This is a genomic window from Psychrobacillus sp. FSL K6-1415 (assembly GCF_038003185.1).
Lineage (GTDB): Bacteria > Bacillota > Bacilli > Bacillales_A > Planococcaceae > Psychrobacillus > Psychrobacillus psychrodurans.
The window spans coordinates 2,085,883-2,103,046 of the sequence record NZ_JBBOOQ010000001.1 but is presented as its reverse complement, the minus strand read 5'-3'; the positions used below and the strand labels follow the sequence as shown (position 1 = coordinate 2,103,046).

At 35.2% G+C, this 17,164-nt stretch carries 18 protein-coding genes; 11 read left to right on the top strand and 7 right to left on the bottom strand.

Features of this window, described 5'->3' with window-relative positions; genetic code table 11:
• Positions 1–4 precede the first annotated feature (4 nt).
• The 3 genes from MKY60_RS09825 to MKY60_RS09815 all read left to right on the top strand — a co-directional run bounded on the left by MKY60_RS09825 (position 5) and on the right by MKY60_RS09815 (position 1,679).
• Positions 5–217 carry a DUF2922 domain-containing protein gene (locus tag MKY60_RS09825; RefSeq protein ID WP_093495770.1) on the top strand — a complete coding sequence of 71 codons (213 nt, stop codon included), beginning with the start codon at positions 5–7 and terminating at the stop codon, positions 215–217.
• Between the two features lie 644 nt (positions 218–861).
• Positions 862–984 (top strand): YvrJ family protein, encoded by a 123-nt coding sequence (locus MKY60_RS09820; protein WP_093495769.1) that lies wholly within the window; start codon positions 862–864, stop codon positions 982–984.
• A 104-nt stretch (positions 985–1,088) separates the two neighbouring features.
• Positions 1,089–1,679 (top strand): SCO family protein, encoded by a 591-nt coding sequence (locus tag MKY60_RS09815; protein WP_090569305.1) that lies wholly within the window; start codon positions 1,089–1,091, stop codon positions 1,677–1,679.
• Positions 1,680–1,715: 36 nt separating this feature from the next.
• On the opposite strand, the gene mscL is transcribed toward MKY60_RS09815, so the two are convergent.
• Positions 1,716–2,105, bottom strand: coding sequence for a large conductance mechanosensitive channel protein MscL (mscL, locus tag MKY60_RS09810; RefSeq protein ID WP_241599291.1), 390 nt, complete (start codon positions 2,103–2,105; stop codon positions 1,716–1,718).
• A 571-nt stretch (positions 2,106–2,676) separates the two neighbouring features.
• Between mscL and MKY60_RS09805 the strand changes: the two genes are divergently transcribed.
• Entirely contained in the window at positions 2,677–3,345 is a 669-nt protein-coding gene (locus tag MKY60_RS09805; RefSeq protein ID WP_241599294.1) for a lytic transglycosylase domain-containing protein, read from the top strand.
• A 105-nt stretch (positions 3,346–3,450) separates the two neighbouring features.
• Here MKY60_RS09805 and MKY60_RS09800 read toward each other — a convergent pair whose 3' ends face one another.
• Positions 3,451–3,702: a GlsB/YeaQ/YmgE family stress response membrane protein gene (locus MKY60_RS09800; RefSeq protein WP_090569294.1), complete on the bottom strand. Its 252-nt coding sequence runs from the start codon at positions 3,700–3,702 to the stop codon at positions 3,451–3,453.
• A gap of 249 nt (positions 3,703–3,951) precedes the next feature.
• Positions 3,952–5,052 carry a radical SAM/CxCxxxxC motif protein YfkAB gene (yfkAB, locus tag MKY60_RS09795; protein ID WP_445678003.1) on the bottom strand — a complete coding sequence of 367 codons (1,101 nt, stop codon included), beginning with the start codon at positions 5,050–5,052 and terminating at the stop codon, positions 3,952–3,954.
• 138 nt (positions 5,053–5,190) lie between these two features.
• Between yfkAB and MKY60_RS09790 the strand changes: the two genes are divergently transcribed.
• From MKY60_RS09790 to MKY60_RS09770, 5 genes are all read left to right on the top strand, one after another.
• Entirely contained in the window at positions 5,191–5,688 is a 498-nt protein-coding gene (locus MKY60_RS09790) for a DinB family protein (RefSeq protein WP_340929661.1), read from the top strand.
• Between the two features lie 121 nt (positions 5,689–5,809).
• On the top strand, positions 5,810–8,518 hold the full coding sequence (gene acnA / locus MKY60_RS09785) for an aconitate hydratase AcnA (protein WP_340929659.1): 2,709 nt from the start codon (positions 5,810–5,812) through the stop codon (positions 8,516–8,518).
• Positions 8,519–8,969: 451 nt separating this feature from the next.
• Positions 8,970–9,596 (top strand): hypothetical protein, encoded by a 627-nt coding sequence (locus MKY60_RS09780; protein ID WP_241599304.1) that lies wholly within the window; start codon positions 8,970–8,972, stop codon positions 9,594–9,596.
• A gap of 61 nt (positions 9,597–9,657) precedes the next feature.
• On the top strand, positions 9,658–10,083 hold the full coding sequence (locus MKY60_RS09775) for an acyl-CoA thioesterase (RefSeq protein ID WP_340929656.1): 426 nt from the start codon (positions 9,658–9,660) through the stop codon (positions 10,081–10,083).
• Positions 10,083–10,394 (top strand): hypothetical protein, encoded by a 312-nt coding sequence (locus MKY60_RS09770; protein WP_093495761.1) that lies wholly within the window; start codon positions 10,083–10,085, stop codon positions 10,392–10,394. Before MKY60_RS09775 ends, MKY60_RS09770 begins: the two co-directional genes overlap by 1 nt.
• Before the next feature lie 92 nt (positions 10,395–10,486).
• Here the strand turns inward: MKY60_RS09770 and MKY60_RS09765 are convergent, their stop codons facing one another.
• The 3 genes from MKY60_RS09765 to plsY all read right to left on the bottom strand — a co-directional run bounded on the left by MKY60_RS09765 (position 10,487) and on the right by plsY (position 11,838).
• Complete coding sequence (locus tag MKY60_RS09765) at positions 10,487–10,750, bottom strand: hypothetical protein (protein WP_340929654.1); 264 nt, start codon at positions 10,748–10,750, stop codon at positions 10,487–10,489.
• Positions 10,751–10,914: 164 nt separating this feature from the next.
• A complete protein-coding gene (locus MKY60_RS09760) occupies positions 10,915–11,208 on the bottom strand; it encodes a HesB/YadR/YfhF family protein (protein WP_090569271.1) in 294 nt (97 codons plus the stop codon).
• Positions 11,209–11,232: 24 nt separating this feature from the next.
• On the bottom strand, positions 11,233–11,838 hold the full coding sequence (gene plsY, locus MKY60_RS09755) for a glycerol-3-phosphate 1-O-acyltransferase PlsY (protein WP_093495758.1): 606 nt from the start codon (positions 11,836–11,838) through the stop codon (positions 11,233–11,235).
• A 440-nt stretch (positions 11,839–12,278) separates the two neighbouring features.
• Here plsY and parE point away from each other — a divergent pair, with 440 nt between their 5' ends.
• Positions 12,279–14,249: a DNA topoisomerase IV subunit B gene (gene parE, locus MKY60_RS09750; protein WP_093495757.1), complete on the top strand. Its 1,971-nt coding sequence runs from the start codon at positions 12,279–12,281 to the stop codon at positions 14,247–14,249.
• Positions 14,246–16,675, top strand: coding sequence for a DNA topoisomerase IV subunit A (parC, locus tag MKY60_RS09745; protein ID WP_340929652.1), 2,430 nt, complete (start codon positions 14,246–14,248; stop codon positions 16,673–16,675). Before parE ends, parC begins: the two co-directional genes overlap by 4 nt.
• A gap of 126 nt (positions 16,676–16,801) precedes the next feature.
• Here parC and MKY60_RS09740 read toward each other — a convergent pair whose 3' ends face one another.
• Positions 16,802–17,053 carry a hypothetical protein gene (locus tag MKY60_RS09740; protein WP_340879667.1) on the bottom strand — a complete coding sequence of 84 codons (252 nt, stop codon included), beginning with the start codon at positions 17,051–17,053 and terminating at the stop codon, positions 16,802–16,804.
• Between the last annotated feature and the right edge of the window lie 111 nt (positions 17,054–17,164).

Here is a 17,164-nt window from a genome sequence, read left to right as displayed (position 1 = left end):
GGAAATGAGTAAAACACTTCAGCTACAGTTTGAAACAGCACATGGAAAGAACGTAACAATATCAGTAGATGAACCGAAAAGTAATTTAACAGAAACAGATATTCAAACAGGAATGCAAGCAATTATTGCAAGTAATGCTTTTCAGTCTGATGGCTCACCTCTAGCAGTTATTAAAAGTGCTAAAGTAGTGGACAGAACAGTTACCGAATTTATTTAACTTCTAAAGACTCTCCATAAAAGGAGAGTCTTTTTTAAAAACAAGAAAATGTAAAAAATGTCCGTGAATACTGAATTGATGGTATTTAAAAAGAAGAAAAAATACTATGATTTCCGTTTCAGGTGGACACGTCCACGGGCGTGGCAGAGCCTCCTCAGCTTAGTACAATGCTAGCGACAAATATGTCGTCAAACGATATGTGATTCTGGTCTTCTTCCTAAATATACGCTGCCTGTGGATCTCGCTTTTCTCGCTATCTCTTTGGAGTCGCCACCTTGCACTACAAGCAATGAAATGAGTACTACCTATCGAGAGGATTAAGCATAGCTTATCGTTAAGATAATTGAGATGGATTAAGTAAATGTATAGATGAAACTATTCTGTTTAATTACATTAATTAATATTAGAAATACAAAGAAATAGTTAGTGTTGACCAAAAAAGAAGCGGAATAAGATTGTAGAAAAAAGAGCTGCTTGTCGTGACGTTAGTTAAGACAAGCAGCTTTAAAAATCAGTCGGTAATAATATATTAAAATGTTTGTCCAAAGCCTACTCAATAGGATAGAAACAGATTTTGAATTAAGGACAAGGTTTCTAATTGCCCGGTTTTTATTAAAGTATAAAAATGAATGGATGTGAATAATATGGAGCAGTGGCTAAGTGTAATTCAAGATATTGGCTTTCCTATCTTTGTGTCTTTCTATTTGATGCACCGAGTGGAAAACAAACTAGAAGAGATAAAAAACGTACTGTTATCACTTAATTAGTAAATTTATTCACAAAACTGTTGAATTAAATAAGACAATGTAGTTGAAGGTCGAAACTTGTTTCGCTAAGATTAGGCTATGAAGAGAAAAGCGAGGTCTCATAAATGAAAAAGTTATTTGTTATATTATGTATTTCCTTATTTGTTCTTGTAGGTTGCGGGAGCAGTGGCAATTTTGAAGCACAAACAAACTGGGAAGTTTCAGATTTTGAATATGATAATCAGCGTGGAGAAATGGTTTCTTTAGAAGATTTAAAAGGAACGGTATGGTTATCGACATTTATTTTCACTAATTGTGAGACTGTATGTCCACCAATGACATACAATATGAGTGACATTCAAAAGATGTTAAGTGAAAAGGGTATTGAGGATTACAAAATTGTTGCATTTAGTGTCGACCCAGAAGTTGATACTCCAGATAAACTCCAGGAATATCTCGGAAATTATGATGTAATAGATGAAAGTAAATGGGAACTCTTAACTGGCTATTCACAAGAACATATTGCAAGTTTTGCAGCGGATTCCTTTAAAACTCTAGTAAAAGACGACCCGAACAATAACCAAGTTATTCATGGTACATCCTTCTATTTAGTTGACCAAAATGGTGTAGTTGTAAAAAATTATAGTGGTAATACCGATGTACCGAAAGAGGAAATTGTAATTGATGTGGAAACATTAATTGAAGATGGAAAATAAAGAACAGCCTTTCCTAATGGAGAGGCTATTTTTTTATTATGCGTTATTTTGCTTTTTTAGTAAATCTCTAATCTCTTCTAGTAATACCTCTTTTGAATCAACAGGAGGTGCATTTTCTGTAACTGCTACAACATCTTCTTTACGTTTAAATTTTGATAATAATCGTATAAATATAAAAATAGAGAATGCAATTACTAGGAAATCAAAGACCGATTGTATAAAATTGCCGTACAAAATTTCTGTTTCCTTATACTTGAATGATAATGAAGTGAATTTTATACCATTTAAAAGTAAGCCAACTAAAGGAGTTATAATATTTTCAACTAAAGATGAAACAATCTTTCCAAAAGCTGCTCCAATGACCACAGCAACTGCTAAATCTAAAACATTACCTTTAAAAGCAAATTCTTTAAAATCTTTCCACATATTTTTCACCCCCATACTGTCATACTACAAAAAATCCAATAGTTTGTATATACCGACATTATCTGTATTTAGACTATTGTTTGTAATGAATTTGTGCTATTGTTTTTATAGAATCTAAGCAAGGCGTTATACATATACCTGTGAAAAAACAAATTGAAAAGTATCTGTTATTATTTATATAATTATTAGGTTGTTGTGTATACTATTATCTGATGTAATGTAATTTAGATTTCTCATAGAAAGTTATCACATATAACATATCTAGAGGGATTATCTTATGGATAGTTAACTTTATGAAAAAGAGTTTATAACCTGAACAAAACAAATTATTAAAAAATATTATCTAGCTTTACATGGTCTATAGACAATGGTAAAACAAAAGCGATTATACAATCCATTACTTCACTTGCACATTACTTAGATTAAAATTTTTACAGAAGGTTAGAAAACCTCTTCCAGGTGACTAGTTTATAGGAAATGGATTGACCTATTTACAAAAGTATTTTTTCACTAAACCTTTAATAATAGACTAGCTTTTACAGTAATATAAGCAGAATAGGTGAATGAATAGATGAAGAAACAAAAAGGAATTTCCTATAAAACAAAGCTTTGGATGATTGTGTTACTTCTTCCATTTACTGTCACAATCTATATACTTGCAATTATAGGATGGAAAGAACTTGTGAAAATACCCGTTGTACAGGAATGGGCAGAAACGCTACAAAAAAGTACAGTAAAATTGGATGTGCCATCTGAATATATTGAGTTGTATAAAAAAGCAGAAGAAAATTATGGTGTCCCTTGGACATTATTAGCAGCACATCATCGCATTGAAACTAGATTTTCGACAATGGACCCTTTACTATCTCCAGTTGGTGCTGAAGGACATTTACAATTTATGCCTTGTACTTTTGTTGGTTGGTCGCACCCCAGCTGTGGGGGATTGGGTAAAGGAGAGATTCCAGAAAAGGATAAAATAAATCCAGCTGTTATTGAAAAGTATGGTGGCTATGGGGTAGATGCTAATAATGACGGTAAAGCAGATCCATATGATCTAGAGGATGCTGTTTATAGTGCAGCCAACTATCTCGCAGCAAGTGGTGCTGCAGATGGTGAAATAGAAAAAGCCATTTTCAACTACAATCACAGCGAGAAGTACGTAGAAGATGTTCTTTATTTTTATAACTTGTATGAAAATCAGTTAAAAGAAATTCAAGCAGCATATTACCCAACTGAATGAAATGAAGATTCCAGCTAGAAAGTACTAGCCAACGAGACTAAATTTCAATTGCGCATTATCCTAAAAAAAGGAAGTACTCATAATGAGCACTTCCTTTTTTCATTTTTAAGCTTTACGCATAGCTTTTAAGATAAAGCTTAAAATTAGGACTAAAATAATTGCGCCGATTAATGCTGGAATAATTGCCATATCCCAAATTACTGGACCCATGTCGGAGAATATTAATCCGCCAATCCATGCACCGATAATACCTGCTATAATATTACCAATAATTCCGCCTGGTATATCTTTACCTAAGATAAGCCCAGCCAGCCAACCGATTACTCCACCAATTATTAAGTATAAAATAAATCCCATTTTTTCCATCTCCTTATGAATGAATTATTGCTTCACACTCTTTATATATCCATTCAGGAGAGATAATAAACCTATACCAATTATTTTTCCTTACATTTGAACTTAGTGACCTTAAAAAAGACCTAGCCCACTCGTAACCGGCAGAATTTTAGCTTGAAACTTCATAACTGACTTCCCCTAGAAAAGGAGTGCCATTATTGAAATACATTCATCACTTTTCAAGTGATGACATTGGCGTTTGCACTTTTGTTATTTAACTGAACCACTTACAAACTGTTCATCTTTATAATACATATTTTTCACTAAAATATTTGGTCCTAAGCATTTAACAGCAGGACAATGGCAATTAAGTGATTTCGAAAGAGGAGAAGCTAGCCATTTATCAAAAATTGCTGGAAGCGTATCTGTTTGAATGTTTCCAAGAGCAGGTGCATCTCCAAAATCAGTGACAATAACTTCACCAGTAAATATGTTAACGTTCAGCCTAGATCGACCATCTGGATCATTCCTAGTGGAAACATTCTTCGTTTGGCGTAGTCGTTCTAATAATTGAATGCTTTTTTCATTTTGACTGCATGGATAAAAAGGTAATGTTCCAAATAACATCCATACATTGTCATCTCTGAAATCTAATATTTGTTCGATTGCTTCATGCGTTTCTTCTAATGTTAGTGACGTTAATGCGCTAGCAAAATCGGAAGGGTACATAGGGTGAATTTCGTGTCGAGCACATTTCATATCTTCTACTATTTGCTTATGAATATACTCTAAATAGGGAAGTGTTTTTTTGTTCAACATTGTTTCTGCTGAAACCATCACTCCAGCCTCGGAAAGCATACTGCTATTGTCTATCATTCGTTGGAATAGGTTAGCTCGCTGTTCATATGTAGGTTTTCGTTCCATCATGGCAAATCCAGTTTCGACAAATTCATCTACAGTTCCCCAGTTATGAGAAATATGTAATACATCTAAGTAAGGCGCGATCATTAAGTAGCGTTCTGGTTCTAATGTTAGATTTGAATTCATCTGCGTACGAACGCCTCTATTATGAGCATACTTTAGTAATGGAAGAACATAATTGTTAATGGATTTTTTGGAAAGCATAGGTTCTCCACCAGTAATACTTATAGTTTTTAAGTGAGGAATCTCTTCTAATCGTTGGAGGATAATTTCTATTGGAATTGCATTAGGATCTTTCGTTTGTAATGTATAGCCCACTGCACAATGGGCGCAGCGCATATTACATAAAGTTGTTGTAGTAAATTCAATATTGCTCAATATTAGTTTTCCAAACTGCTCCATGTCTCGGTAGGCTTCCCACGGATCATTTATTGGATTCATCGTTTTCATTTCAATCATTATTTAAACTTCCTTTCAATAGTATATTGTCGCATATTTGAAGTGAAAAGAAAATAAGAGCCGATACTTGCTTGTTTATCATTTATAATGGGTATAAAGAAAGTACAACGTAAGGAGTGGAGGAATTATATGTTTATAGAAAAAATTAATGAAATAAGAAAGAATTTGTTTGTACAAATCGATTCACTAACGAATGAGCAATTTAACGAAAAACCAGATGAGGATTCTTGGTCACCGAAAGAAATAATAGATCACTTAGTGAAAATGGAACATACTATTATTAAAGGGATTAAAAAAGAGCTCGATAACCCAGCTAGTCCAAGGGCAAAGAAAAAACCAATACAATTATCAACATTACGAATAGTTAAAGTGAAGGCTCCAACCCATACCGTACCATCCAGTGAATATAAACGAACGGAAGAAATGAAAGCACAGCTTCACCAAGCAAGAATGGAACTCCTTTCTATTTATAAATCAAGCAATCTTTCCTTGTTAAAAGAAAAATCTCTAAAGCACCCTATATTTGGACAAGTTCCTTTAATACAGTGGTTTGAGTTTACGGGATTGCATGAAAAAAGACATGCCAAGCAATTAGAAAAGACAATCGAAAAAATAAAAGGTCATTAACAATAATTATGACTTATAATAATTTTAATCTAATTTACTTATCAAGTATATTCAAGTATGATTAGTAGTGGAGAAAAGTCACTAGATAGACACTTTTCAATAGATCTTAGGAGGAATACACATGGCAAAAAGTAATTTACACAATAGCCGTACTTCGTTTTCTCTAAATGGTAAAGAGTATAACTACTATCGTTTAGCAGCATTAGAAGAAGCTGGCATCGCAAAAGTTTCACGCCTTCCTTATTCAATTAAAGTATTATTAGAATCTGTTCTACGTCAATACGATGGATATGTGATCAAAGAAGATCATGTAAACCAATTAGCAAAATGGGGTAAGGATGCTAATACTGAAGCAGAAGTACCATTTAAACCTTCTCGCGTTGTGCTTCAAGATTTCACAGGAGTACCAGTAGTTGTGGACTTAGCATCACTTCGTTCAGCGATGAATGAAATGGGTGGTAACCCAGACAAAATCAACCCTGCAATTCCAGTTGACCTTGTAATTGACCACTCAGTACAAGTTGATAAATATGGTACTGCATCGGCTCTACAAGCTAATATGGATCTTGAATTTGAGCGTAATGCAGAGCGTTACAACTTCTTAAAATGGGCTCAAACTTCATACGATAATTTCCGTGCTGTTCCTCCAGCTACAGGTATCGTTCACCAAGTTAACTTAGAGTACTTAGCACCTATCGTACATGTGAACGAAAAAGCAGATGGTTCACTAGAAACTTTCCCAGATTCAGTAGTAGGTACTGACTCACATACAACAATGATCAATGGTCTTGGAGTACTTGGATGGGGTGTAGGTGGTATTGAGGCAGAAGCAGGAATGCTTGGTCAACCTTCATATTTCCCAATTCCGGAAGTAATCGGAGTAAAATTAGTTGGAGACCTTCCAAACGGAACTACTGCAACTGACTTAGCACTTAAAGTTACTCAAGTATTGCGTCAACAAGGCGTTGTTGGTAAATTTGTAGAGTTCTTCGGACCTGGTGTATCTAAATTACCATTAGCTGACCGTGCAACAATTGCGAACATGGCTCCAGAGTATGGTGCTACATGTGGTTATTTTGCAATCGATGAAGAATCTATCAACTATTTACGTCTAACTGGCCGTGACGAAGAACACATTGCTGTTGTAGAAGCTTACTTGAAAGCAAATGACATGTTCTTTGATCCAACTCTAGAACCTGTTTATACAGACGTTGTAGAGATCAATCTTGGGGATATCGCAGCAAACCTTTCTGGACCTAAACGTCCACAAGATTTAATTCCACTTACAGATATGAAGGCTCGTTACCGTGAAGCAGTTGTAGCTCCACAAGGTACACAAGGATTCGGTTTATCGGAAAAAGAATTTGATAAAAAAGCTACTGCTAAATTTGCAGAAGGTGATGTAGAAATCCCAACAGGTGCTGTAGCAATTGCTGCAATCACTTCTTGTACAAATACATCTAACCCATACGTAATGTTAGCTGCTGGTTTAGTTGCTAAAAAAGCAGTAGAAAAAGGTCTTACAGTTCCTGCTTACGTTAAAACTTCTCTTGCACCAGGATCTAAAGTAGTAACTGGATATTTAGAGGATTCTGGTCTAAACACGTACTTGGATCAAATCGGTTTCAATACAGTTGGTTACGGTTGTACAACTTGTATCGGTAACTCGGGTCCATTATTGCCGGAAATTGAAAAAGCAATCGTTGAAGAAGATCTATTTGTAACGTCTGTTCTTTCTGGTAACCGTAACTTTGAAGGTCGTGTACATCCACTAGTAAAAGCAAACTATTTAGCTTCACCACCATTAGTAGTTGCTTATGCTTTAGCTGGAACTGTAGATATTGATCTAGAAAAAGATTCTTTCGGTACAGACAAAGACGGCAACGAAGTATACTTTGCTGATATTTGGCCATCAACAGAAGAAGTAAACGAAGTTCTTTCAACTGTTGTTACTCGTGAATTATTCCAAAAAGAATATGCACGTGTATTTGATGAGAATGAAGCTTGGAATGCAATTGAAACATCAACTGAATCTCTGTATTCATTCAATGATAAGTCAACTTACATTCAAAACCCACCATTCTTCCAAGGACTATCAAAAGAACCTGGTGCAATCCAATCACTTGATAAAATGCGCGTAGTTGCTAAATTCGGTGATTCGATTACAACAGACCACATTTCACCAGCTGGTGCAATTGGTAAAGATACTCCTGCAGGTAAATACTTGCGTGAAAATGGTGTTGAAATCCGTGACTTTAACTCATACGGTTCACGTCGTGGTAACCATGAAGTAATGATGCGTGGTACATTCGCTAACATCCGTATCCGTAACCAAGTAGCTCCTGGTACAGAGGGTGGATATACAACTTACTGGCCAACAGGCGAAATTATGCCTATCTATGATGCAGCTATGAAGTATCAAGAATCAAATACTGGTTTAGTAGTACTTGGCGGAAAAGATTACGGTATGGGATCATCTCGTGACTGGGCAGCCAAAGGAACTAACTTATTAGGTATCAAAGCTGTTATTACAGAAAGCTTTGAGCGTATACATCGTTCAAATCTAGTAATGATGGGCGTATTACCACTTAATTTCTTACCTGGTGAAAACGTTGATACATTAGGCTTAACTGGTAAAGAAGAAATCAGCATAAATATCGCAGAAGGTGTGAAACCTCGTGATATTTTACAAGTTACGGCTAAAGCTGAAGATGGTTCTGAAAAAATCTTCAATGTGCTTGCACGTTTCGATTCAGAAGTAGAAGTAGACTACTACCGTCATGGTGGTATCTTACAAATGGTATTACGTAACAAAATGTTAGAAGTATAAGAAAAACACTAAAGAGACTTTTCCTTCATAGGAAGAGTCTCTTTTTTGGGTTCTCAACACTTTTAAGAGAGAATGATACCGCTGAGATGATAAGACTGGTCAAATTTTAGAAAGTGATCAAATTTTTTGTAATCACTTTTGAATTAGAAATGCTGTTATTCTAATGATAAATGGGGGGACAGTAAAATTTCTCTGTACTAGCGTCCAGTAATATTTACGAATTAACAGGAACAATATGTAGCTTCGTCTAAAGAATCTATTCATTTCGCAGAGCAATATTGTCTTTGAGAATGTACAGGTTAACGACTCGAAGTAGTAACGTAGAGGCAAGTAAACAATAGGTGAGAGTATGTAAAGAAGAAATAGAATAGATATGACTTTACTTTTTTCATTGTAAACATAGATAGAATTTTAGTTTATACTTAAAGGAACAACAAAAGGGGGAGTCTCAGTGTTTGGAAATTTATTTAAAAAGAAAGATCCCATCGAGAAATTTTGGCAGTACTTTATAGATCATGAAAAAGAACTATATAATTTACGAGATGAGGACATAGAAAGATTATTTGGAGATTTACATAGATTGTTAAACAAAGTAAATAACCAACTAGCGTTCTCCACACCATTACCATTAATTGAAGGTAGAAGGGAATTTACATTTAGTGGTTCACGTATCACAAAAAACTTTCCCGATGTTAAACGTTTAGTTGAGGCAGCTCCGGAAATGGATAAGTTTACAATCTTCGCATTTAACCAACCGAATGATGATGAAGATGGAGTAACACATAATGATGTAAAGCTTTCTCGAGACGATGTCTTTTTTGACTATACATATAATCAGGAACCTGATGAACTCTTTATTACACTGTATATTAAAGGGTTTGAAGAAGAAAATGATGATTACTATGCAGTAGCTTTGGATTTGCTAGACCTAGTCATAGGGGAATATGTGCTCGGTACTCAAATTACCGAAGTCGAGTTTAATAAGCTAAATACAGAAGATGAACTATTACCAATCAATGATTTATCCAAAATACTAAAAGATGTTAGAAGAAATAAGAATGATATGAAAAAAATGTAAAGTATTCTTAAACAGTATTTTTATTTTCTTTTTAGTATAATGGTCACTGAGGTGACCATTAATGTTTTTAAGTGAAAAACAAATTGAAGTACGTTATGCGGAAACAGATCAAATGGGCGTAGTATACCACGCAAACTATGTCATTTGGTTAGAAATCGGTAGAACCCAGCTTATTAAAGACTTAGGATTCTCCTATGCAGGTCTGGAGCAGGACGGATACATATCGCCCGTAACGAATGTGAACGTAAACTATAAAACTCCTGTTAAGTATGGCGAAACGGTTGTTATTAGAACATGGATTGAAAAACACAGTAAGCTTCGAACAACATACGGATATGAAATTGTTCATGAAGATGGAACTGTAGCCTCTAACGCTACATCTGAGCATGTAATAGTAAAGAAAGATAACTTCCGGCCTGTATCTCTAAAGAGGGTTCATGAGGCTTGGGATGCAAAGTATGTTGAAATAGCCAAGGTGAATGTTTAATGGCATTTGGAATTAAACGTCACGAGTTGAATGAATGGAAAATGGATGTAAAGAATGGAAAGATAGCATTTTTAACACACTATTGGATCGACGATCGATTTCCTGGCTGTAACACTGTGACTAAAGTCGGCTGCAATGATGTGGCAAAGTTAATCGAATGGGGCCAGCAGTACGGCTTAAAGGCAGAATGGATCGACTATAAGGAAGCATATCCTCATTTTGATTTATTTGGCAAATATGAATTAGAAATTATGAAAAAGGAAGGATTGAAGGATCAGTTAGATAGGTTTAAGCATTCCTTTAGTCGTTAAGGTAAATAAAAACAGCTTGTGATATGTAAAATCACAGGCTGTTTTTATTTACTACTAGCAGTTTATAGATACAATTAGTGAATTATTTCATTCTAAACATTTAGATTTGGATTGGCGTCTTGAGTACTTTTTACTGGGTCACCATAAGCAGTAGTATCTTTCTTTTTTGATTTAATATTTAATCTTATACTGCTATCATTTTGGGTGCTTTCAGCAATTGGTGAAGTAGCTTTAGCATACATATTATTGCTTGAAGGAGAACTATCTTTTATAGGATCACCGTAAGCAGTATAGGTAGAAGTATCTTTATTATCCAAACTTTCGTTTGAATTAATTTTGCTTTTTTGTTGGCCCATTTGTGCGTACTCTCCTCTCTTGTTACAAATATCAACCTTATAATCTCCAAGTGAGAAAAAATTATACTTGATAAAACTTTGAATAAAAATTATGATAAAGTACGTTTATATCCTAAGAAACTACGAAGAAACTCTCCAAACAAAAAAAGCGTAACCTCTAAGGGTTACGCTTTTTTGTATGCATAAGATAATTCATCTCTAGTAGAATCTAACTCTACATATAAATCATGTCCATCAAAATACCATTCGTCCGTTTCTTCTATAAAAAATAGGATATCATCTTTTTTATAGGTCACAGTAGGCTCAAAAGGTATGTCCTTAGTGACACCTAAGGAAAATCCTTCATGAAGAGGACTCGACCCTCCGTAACGAGCAAAAAAACGAATTGTATCGCCTTTTACAGCTTCCATTTCTGTATGAAACCAATTCATTGCTTCAGTAGATATTAGTATTTTCATACGTACCACCATACTTTCATCAGATTAGATCCAAGTTACTTTTGGTTCGGTACCAGCTTTAATACGTTTGATATTTGCTCGGTGACGATAAAATATAAATAGTGCTAGCAATAACACAATAATTATTAGCGGCCAATCATTATCTATCGTAAAGTAATAGATAACACTATAAAGGACAGCAACAATCGCTAAAATCATTGAAGTTAATGATACCATTTTCGTCAATTTCAAGATGATAAAAAATCCAATAACTAAAATGACAAAAATTGGCCAATTATAACCTAGCAGAAGACCACCTGAGGTTGCTACAGCTTTTCCACCCTTAAACCCAGCAAAGATTGGGAACATATGACCCACAACTGCTACAATACCAAGAATAAGTGGATGAACATTTGCAGCTTCAAAAATTGCCAATGAGCCTAACAGAGTTGCTGCAGTCCCTTTCAGAATATCCAAAATAGTAACAACTAATCCAGCTTTTTTACCAAGTGTTCTAAAAGTGTTTGTACCACCTAAATTACCGCTACCATGCTCACGTATATCTATATTGTAAAATAGTTTACCAACCCATAGTCCGGATGGGAGAGAACCAATAAGATAAGCGAGTAAGAGTAAAAGAATTATAATCATAGAATACTCCTTTAATATAAATCTATATTATCCTTAACATTTTAAGTGTACCATGTACATTTGTTAGTATTCAATGCCCTAGCTAGAAAGGTTTTTCAAATCTTTTCTTAAGTCGTGATACAATTGAATAGATAAACGAAAGAAAATTACATAAAACCAAATAAATTGTTATTATTAGGTTATAATCAATGGTAGTCGAACTAGTAGAGCAGATGGGGTAGCTATACGCTTACTCCAATTTTTTATTCCCTAATTCTATTAGTCAAGAAGGAATACTGTAAGGAAATAGAGAATGCATGAAAAGGTGGTTTGCATTCTTATAAATCTTTCCTTACAATTATATTCTGACATTAAATACTGAAAAAATTGACATAATGAGTATCCATTTGTACGCTTAAGAAATAATAAAGAACAGATGTTTTTTTTTGGAGGGAACGTATTTGAGTAAAGTTGGAACAGTAAATAGCTATAGTGATGATGATATCCAGGTCTTAGAGGGCTTAGAAGCAGTTCGTAAAAGACCAGGTATGTATATTGGTTCAACAGATGCAAGAGGTTTGCATCATTTAGTATATGAAATAGTAGATAATGCAGTAGATGAAAGTCTTGCGGGTTTTGGAGATCATATCATTGTAACAATTCATGAGGATCAAAGTATAACCGTGCGTGATTTTGGCCGAGGAATGCCAACTGGTACACATAAAACAGGAATACCTACTGCAGAAGTTATTTTTACTGTTTTGCATGCAGGTGGTAAGTTCGGTCAAGGTGGATATAAAACAAGTGGAGGACTTCATGGTGTAGGTGCATCTGTTGTCAATGCACTTTCAACGTACGTAGATGTGGAAATCCACCGTGAGGGTAAAAAGTTCCATCAAAGATTTGAAAATGGTGGTAAAGTTGTTCAATCGTTAAAACAAATTGGAACAACGAAAGAGACTGGGACATCAGTACGTTTCTTACCTGATGCCACGATTTTTTCTGTATCCAAATACAATTACGAAACATTATGTGAAAGGTTAAGAGAATCTGCTTTTCTATTAAAAGGACTAAAAATCGAGTTAATAGATGAGCGTACCGAGGCACATGACGTATTCTTTTATGAAACAGGTATAGAAGCGTTCGTTTCCTATTTGAATGAAGAAAAGGACATCCTGCACCCTGTATTTTACATGGAGGGCATACAAGATGAGATTGAAGTAGAATTTGCCTTTCAGTTCAATGATGGATATTCGGAAACCATTCTTTCATTCGTAAATAATGTACGGACACGTGATGGCGGAACTCACGAAACAGGAGCAAAAGCAGCTTTAACTAGAGTTTTTAACGAGTATGCACGTAAAACTAATCTGTTAAAAGAAAAGGCGAAAAACCTAGAAGGCTCAGATATAAGAGAAGGTATATCTGCAATTATATCCATTCGTATCCCAGAAAATATTTTACAATTCGAGGGTCAAACTAAAGGGAAACTTGGAACTAGTGAAGCTAGAGGTGCTGTCGACTCTGTTGTTTCTGAGAAATTACAATATATTTTAGAAGAAAATTCAGAGTTAGCATCTTCTCTAATACGAAAAGCAATTCGTGCACAACAAGCAAGAGAAGCTGCTAGAAAGGCACGTGAAGATGCTCGTAACGGGAAAAAGCGTAAACCTTCTGAGTTACTATCGGGTAAGCTAACTCCTGCCCAATCTAGGAACGCTGCGAAGAATGAACTTTATTTAGTCGAAGGAGACTCGGCAGGTGGGTCTGCAAAACAAGGTCGAGATCGGACATTCCAAGCAATCCTTCCACTGCGAGGAAAAGTTATTAATACAGAAAAAGCAAATCTAGCAGATATTATGAAAAATGTTGAAATTGCAACGATTATTCATGCAATCGGTGGAGGCGTAGGGGCAGAATTCCAACTTGATGATATTGCATATGACAAAATAGTCATCATGACGGATGCAGATACCGATGGTGCACATATTCAAGTACTTTTATTAACTTTCTTCTACCGTTATATGAAACCATTAATTGAAAATGGAAATATATATATTGCATTACCACCACTTTACAAAGTTTTTAAAGGTGTAGGTAAAAAGGAAGTTTCTGAGTATGCATGGACAGAAAAAGAATTGGAAGCTGCTTCCCGGAGGATTGGAAAAGGATACATACTCCAACGTTACAAAGGTCTCGGGGAAATGAATGCTGACCAATTATGGGACACAACGATGAATCCCGAAACCAGAACACTCATTCGTGTGACCATTGAAGATGGTGCACGAGCAGAAAGACATGTGACAACTCTTATGGGAGACAAAGTAGAGCCCCGTCGAAAATGGATAGAAGCAAATGTTAACTTCAGCTTAGAAGATGATTCGAATATATTAGAAAATGATAGATTACACACGGAGGATGAATTAGCATGACACAAACCGAAAGTTATCAAAATTTGCCATTAGAAGAGGTGATCGGTGATCGGTTTGGTCGTTATAGCAAATACATCATTCAAGATCGTGCACTGCCTGATGCCCGAGATGGTCTTAAGCCCGTTCAACGCCGTATCTTATTTGCCATGTTCCAAGAAGGCAATACAAATGATAAACCATTCAGAAAATCAGCTAAAACTGTTGGGAATGTAATTGGGAACTATCATCCACATGGTGATAGTTCCGTTTATGAAGCAATGGTTCGAATGAGCCAGGACTGGAAGCTACGCCATATGACCGTAGAAATGCATGGTAATAATGGTTCTGTTGACGGAGATCCCCCAGCTGCGATGCGTTATACAGAAGCAAGACTGTCAGCTATTTCTCATGAACTACTTCGCGATATTAATAAAAATACAGTTGACTATATTCCAAACTTCGATGATTCTGATTCCGAACCGGTAGTATTACCAGCAAGATTCCCAAATTTAATCGTAAATGGATCTACAGGTATATCGGCTGGATATGCAACTGATATTCCACCCCATGCGTTACATGAAGCACTTGATGCAGTACTGATGAGAATTGAAAATCCTGCTGCCACTGTAGATGAGTTAATGACCGTTATCAAAGGTCCCGACTTCCCTACAGGTGGAATAATACAGGGCGTAGAAGGTATTAAAAAAGCATACGAAACAGGAAAAGGTAAAATTGTAGTTCGTTCCAAAACGGAGATAGAAACTATAAAAGGTGGTAAGCAACAAATTGTTATTACCGAAATTCCTTTTGAAGTGAACAAAGCAAATCTAGTGAAGAAAATTGATGAACAAAGACATGATAAGCGTCTAGAAGGTATTGCGGAAGTTCGAGATGAATCCGACCGCACTGGTTTACGCATTGTCATTGAAATGAAAAAAGAAATAGATGCACATGGTATTCTTCAATATTTGTTAAAGAATACTGATTTACAAGTAACTTATAATTTCAATATGATTGCCATTCATAATCGAAGACCAACAATGATGACACTACCACTTTTGTTAGATTCGTATATCGACCATCAAAAAGAGGTAGTAACTCGACGAACGATTTTCGATCTGAAAAAAGCTAAGGATCGACTACATATTGTAGCGGGTCTCATGAAAGCACTCTCTATTTTGGATGAAGTAATTAAAGCAATCAGAGCATCTAAAGATAAGAGAGATGCAAAAAATAACTTAATTTCATTATTTGATTTTTCAGAAGCACAAGCTGAAGCAATTGTTTCCTTGCAATTATATCGATTAACTAATACAGATATTACAGAACTCAAAAATGAAGAAGAAACACTCAATAAATTAGTTAAGGAATTAGAGAGCATCCTTGCAAAAGAATCAGTTCTTTTAAAAGTCATTAAAAAAGAACTTTTAACAGTACGAAAACAATTTGCAGAACCACGTAAATCAATAATTGAAGATGAAATTGAAGAGATTAAAGTAACATTAGATGTCCTTATACCAAGTGAAGAGGTATTTGTTACTGTGACGAAGGACGGCTATATTAAACGGACAAGTACACGTTCATATACAGCCTCTAATGGCCAGGATTTTGCTATAAAGGATTCGGACTATTTACTTTATAAAGAGCCAATTAATATGCAGAGTCATCTGCTATTATTTACTTCTAAAGGCAATTACATTTACCAACCTGTACATGAATTACCAGATATTCGTTGGAAGGATCTTGGTCAGCATATTTCGAGCATTGTACCTTTGGATTCTCAAGAAAGAATTATCCAAGTCATGGGAATCGATTCCTTTGACAAAGATTTGAGCGTTTTAACAGCTACCAAGGATGGACAAATAAAACGTTCATTGCTCTCTGATTATGTTGTACAAAGATACGCAAGACCGATTAAAACGATAAACCTGAAGAAAAACGACGAGCTAATCATGGCAGAACTCGTCGCACCATCCGATGATGTATTAATAACGACATATGCTAGCTATTCAGTTCGCTTCTCTCTAGATGAAGTGCCAATCACCGGCGTGAAAACTGGTGGGGTTAAAGCCATTAATCTAAAAGACCAAGATTTTGTAGTAAGTGTCAATCCGATTTCACAAGAAAGCAAAGAAGATATTATGCTAATCACCCATAGAGGTGCTGTTAAAAAGATGGTCATAAATGAAATTGAGTCTGGCGTCAGAGCTAAGCGTGGGGTGCTCACTTTAAGAGAGCTTAAATCGAATCCTCATCGCGTATATGATGTATTATTAGTAGAAAAAAATGACCTACTTGTTATTGAAACAGAGAAAGGTCAGGAAACAATAGAAGTAAATGCTTTCCGCCCATCGGATAGATATTCTAATGGTTCATTTGTTGTTGATACAGACAAAGATGGTCCTTTAGCTCGTGTGTGGAAACAGTCAAAAGAAGAGAATTTATAAACACAAAAGACAGGCAAATGTAAGTATTTGTCTGTCTTTTTTTATTGATGAGAACAAGGCTCTCACATGTGGAATTGATTCTCTATTAAAAAAAGGTTATTCAAATCTCAACCATGTTTAAAGGGGCTAATGAAAGTACGCGAAACGAAAATCAATGTTATTAAGAAATACATCAATATAAAAAGCATTTCCATCAGGTATCATACCTTTTGTGAAATGCTTCTTGTATTTTGTATATTGCTGCTGTAGTTTTCCTTTTTTTGATTTAGTCATTCGGACATGTGTACTAAAGTTAACCTCATTCCTTGCTATTGTTACATCTTTACCTAGATTACGCAATTGGTGCTCGCGTTTACGTTTAGCTGCGGATTTAGCCACTAAAATCACTCCTATTTAATATTTTTTCTCTTTAAGGGTATCTCATTCGAAGTAAAAATACAAACTTCACACTTTCTTCATAGCTTTGTGGTATAAGTAGTAGGTAGTAAA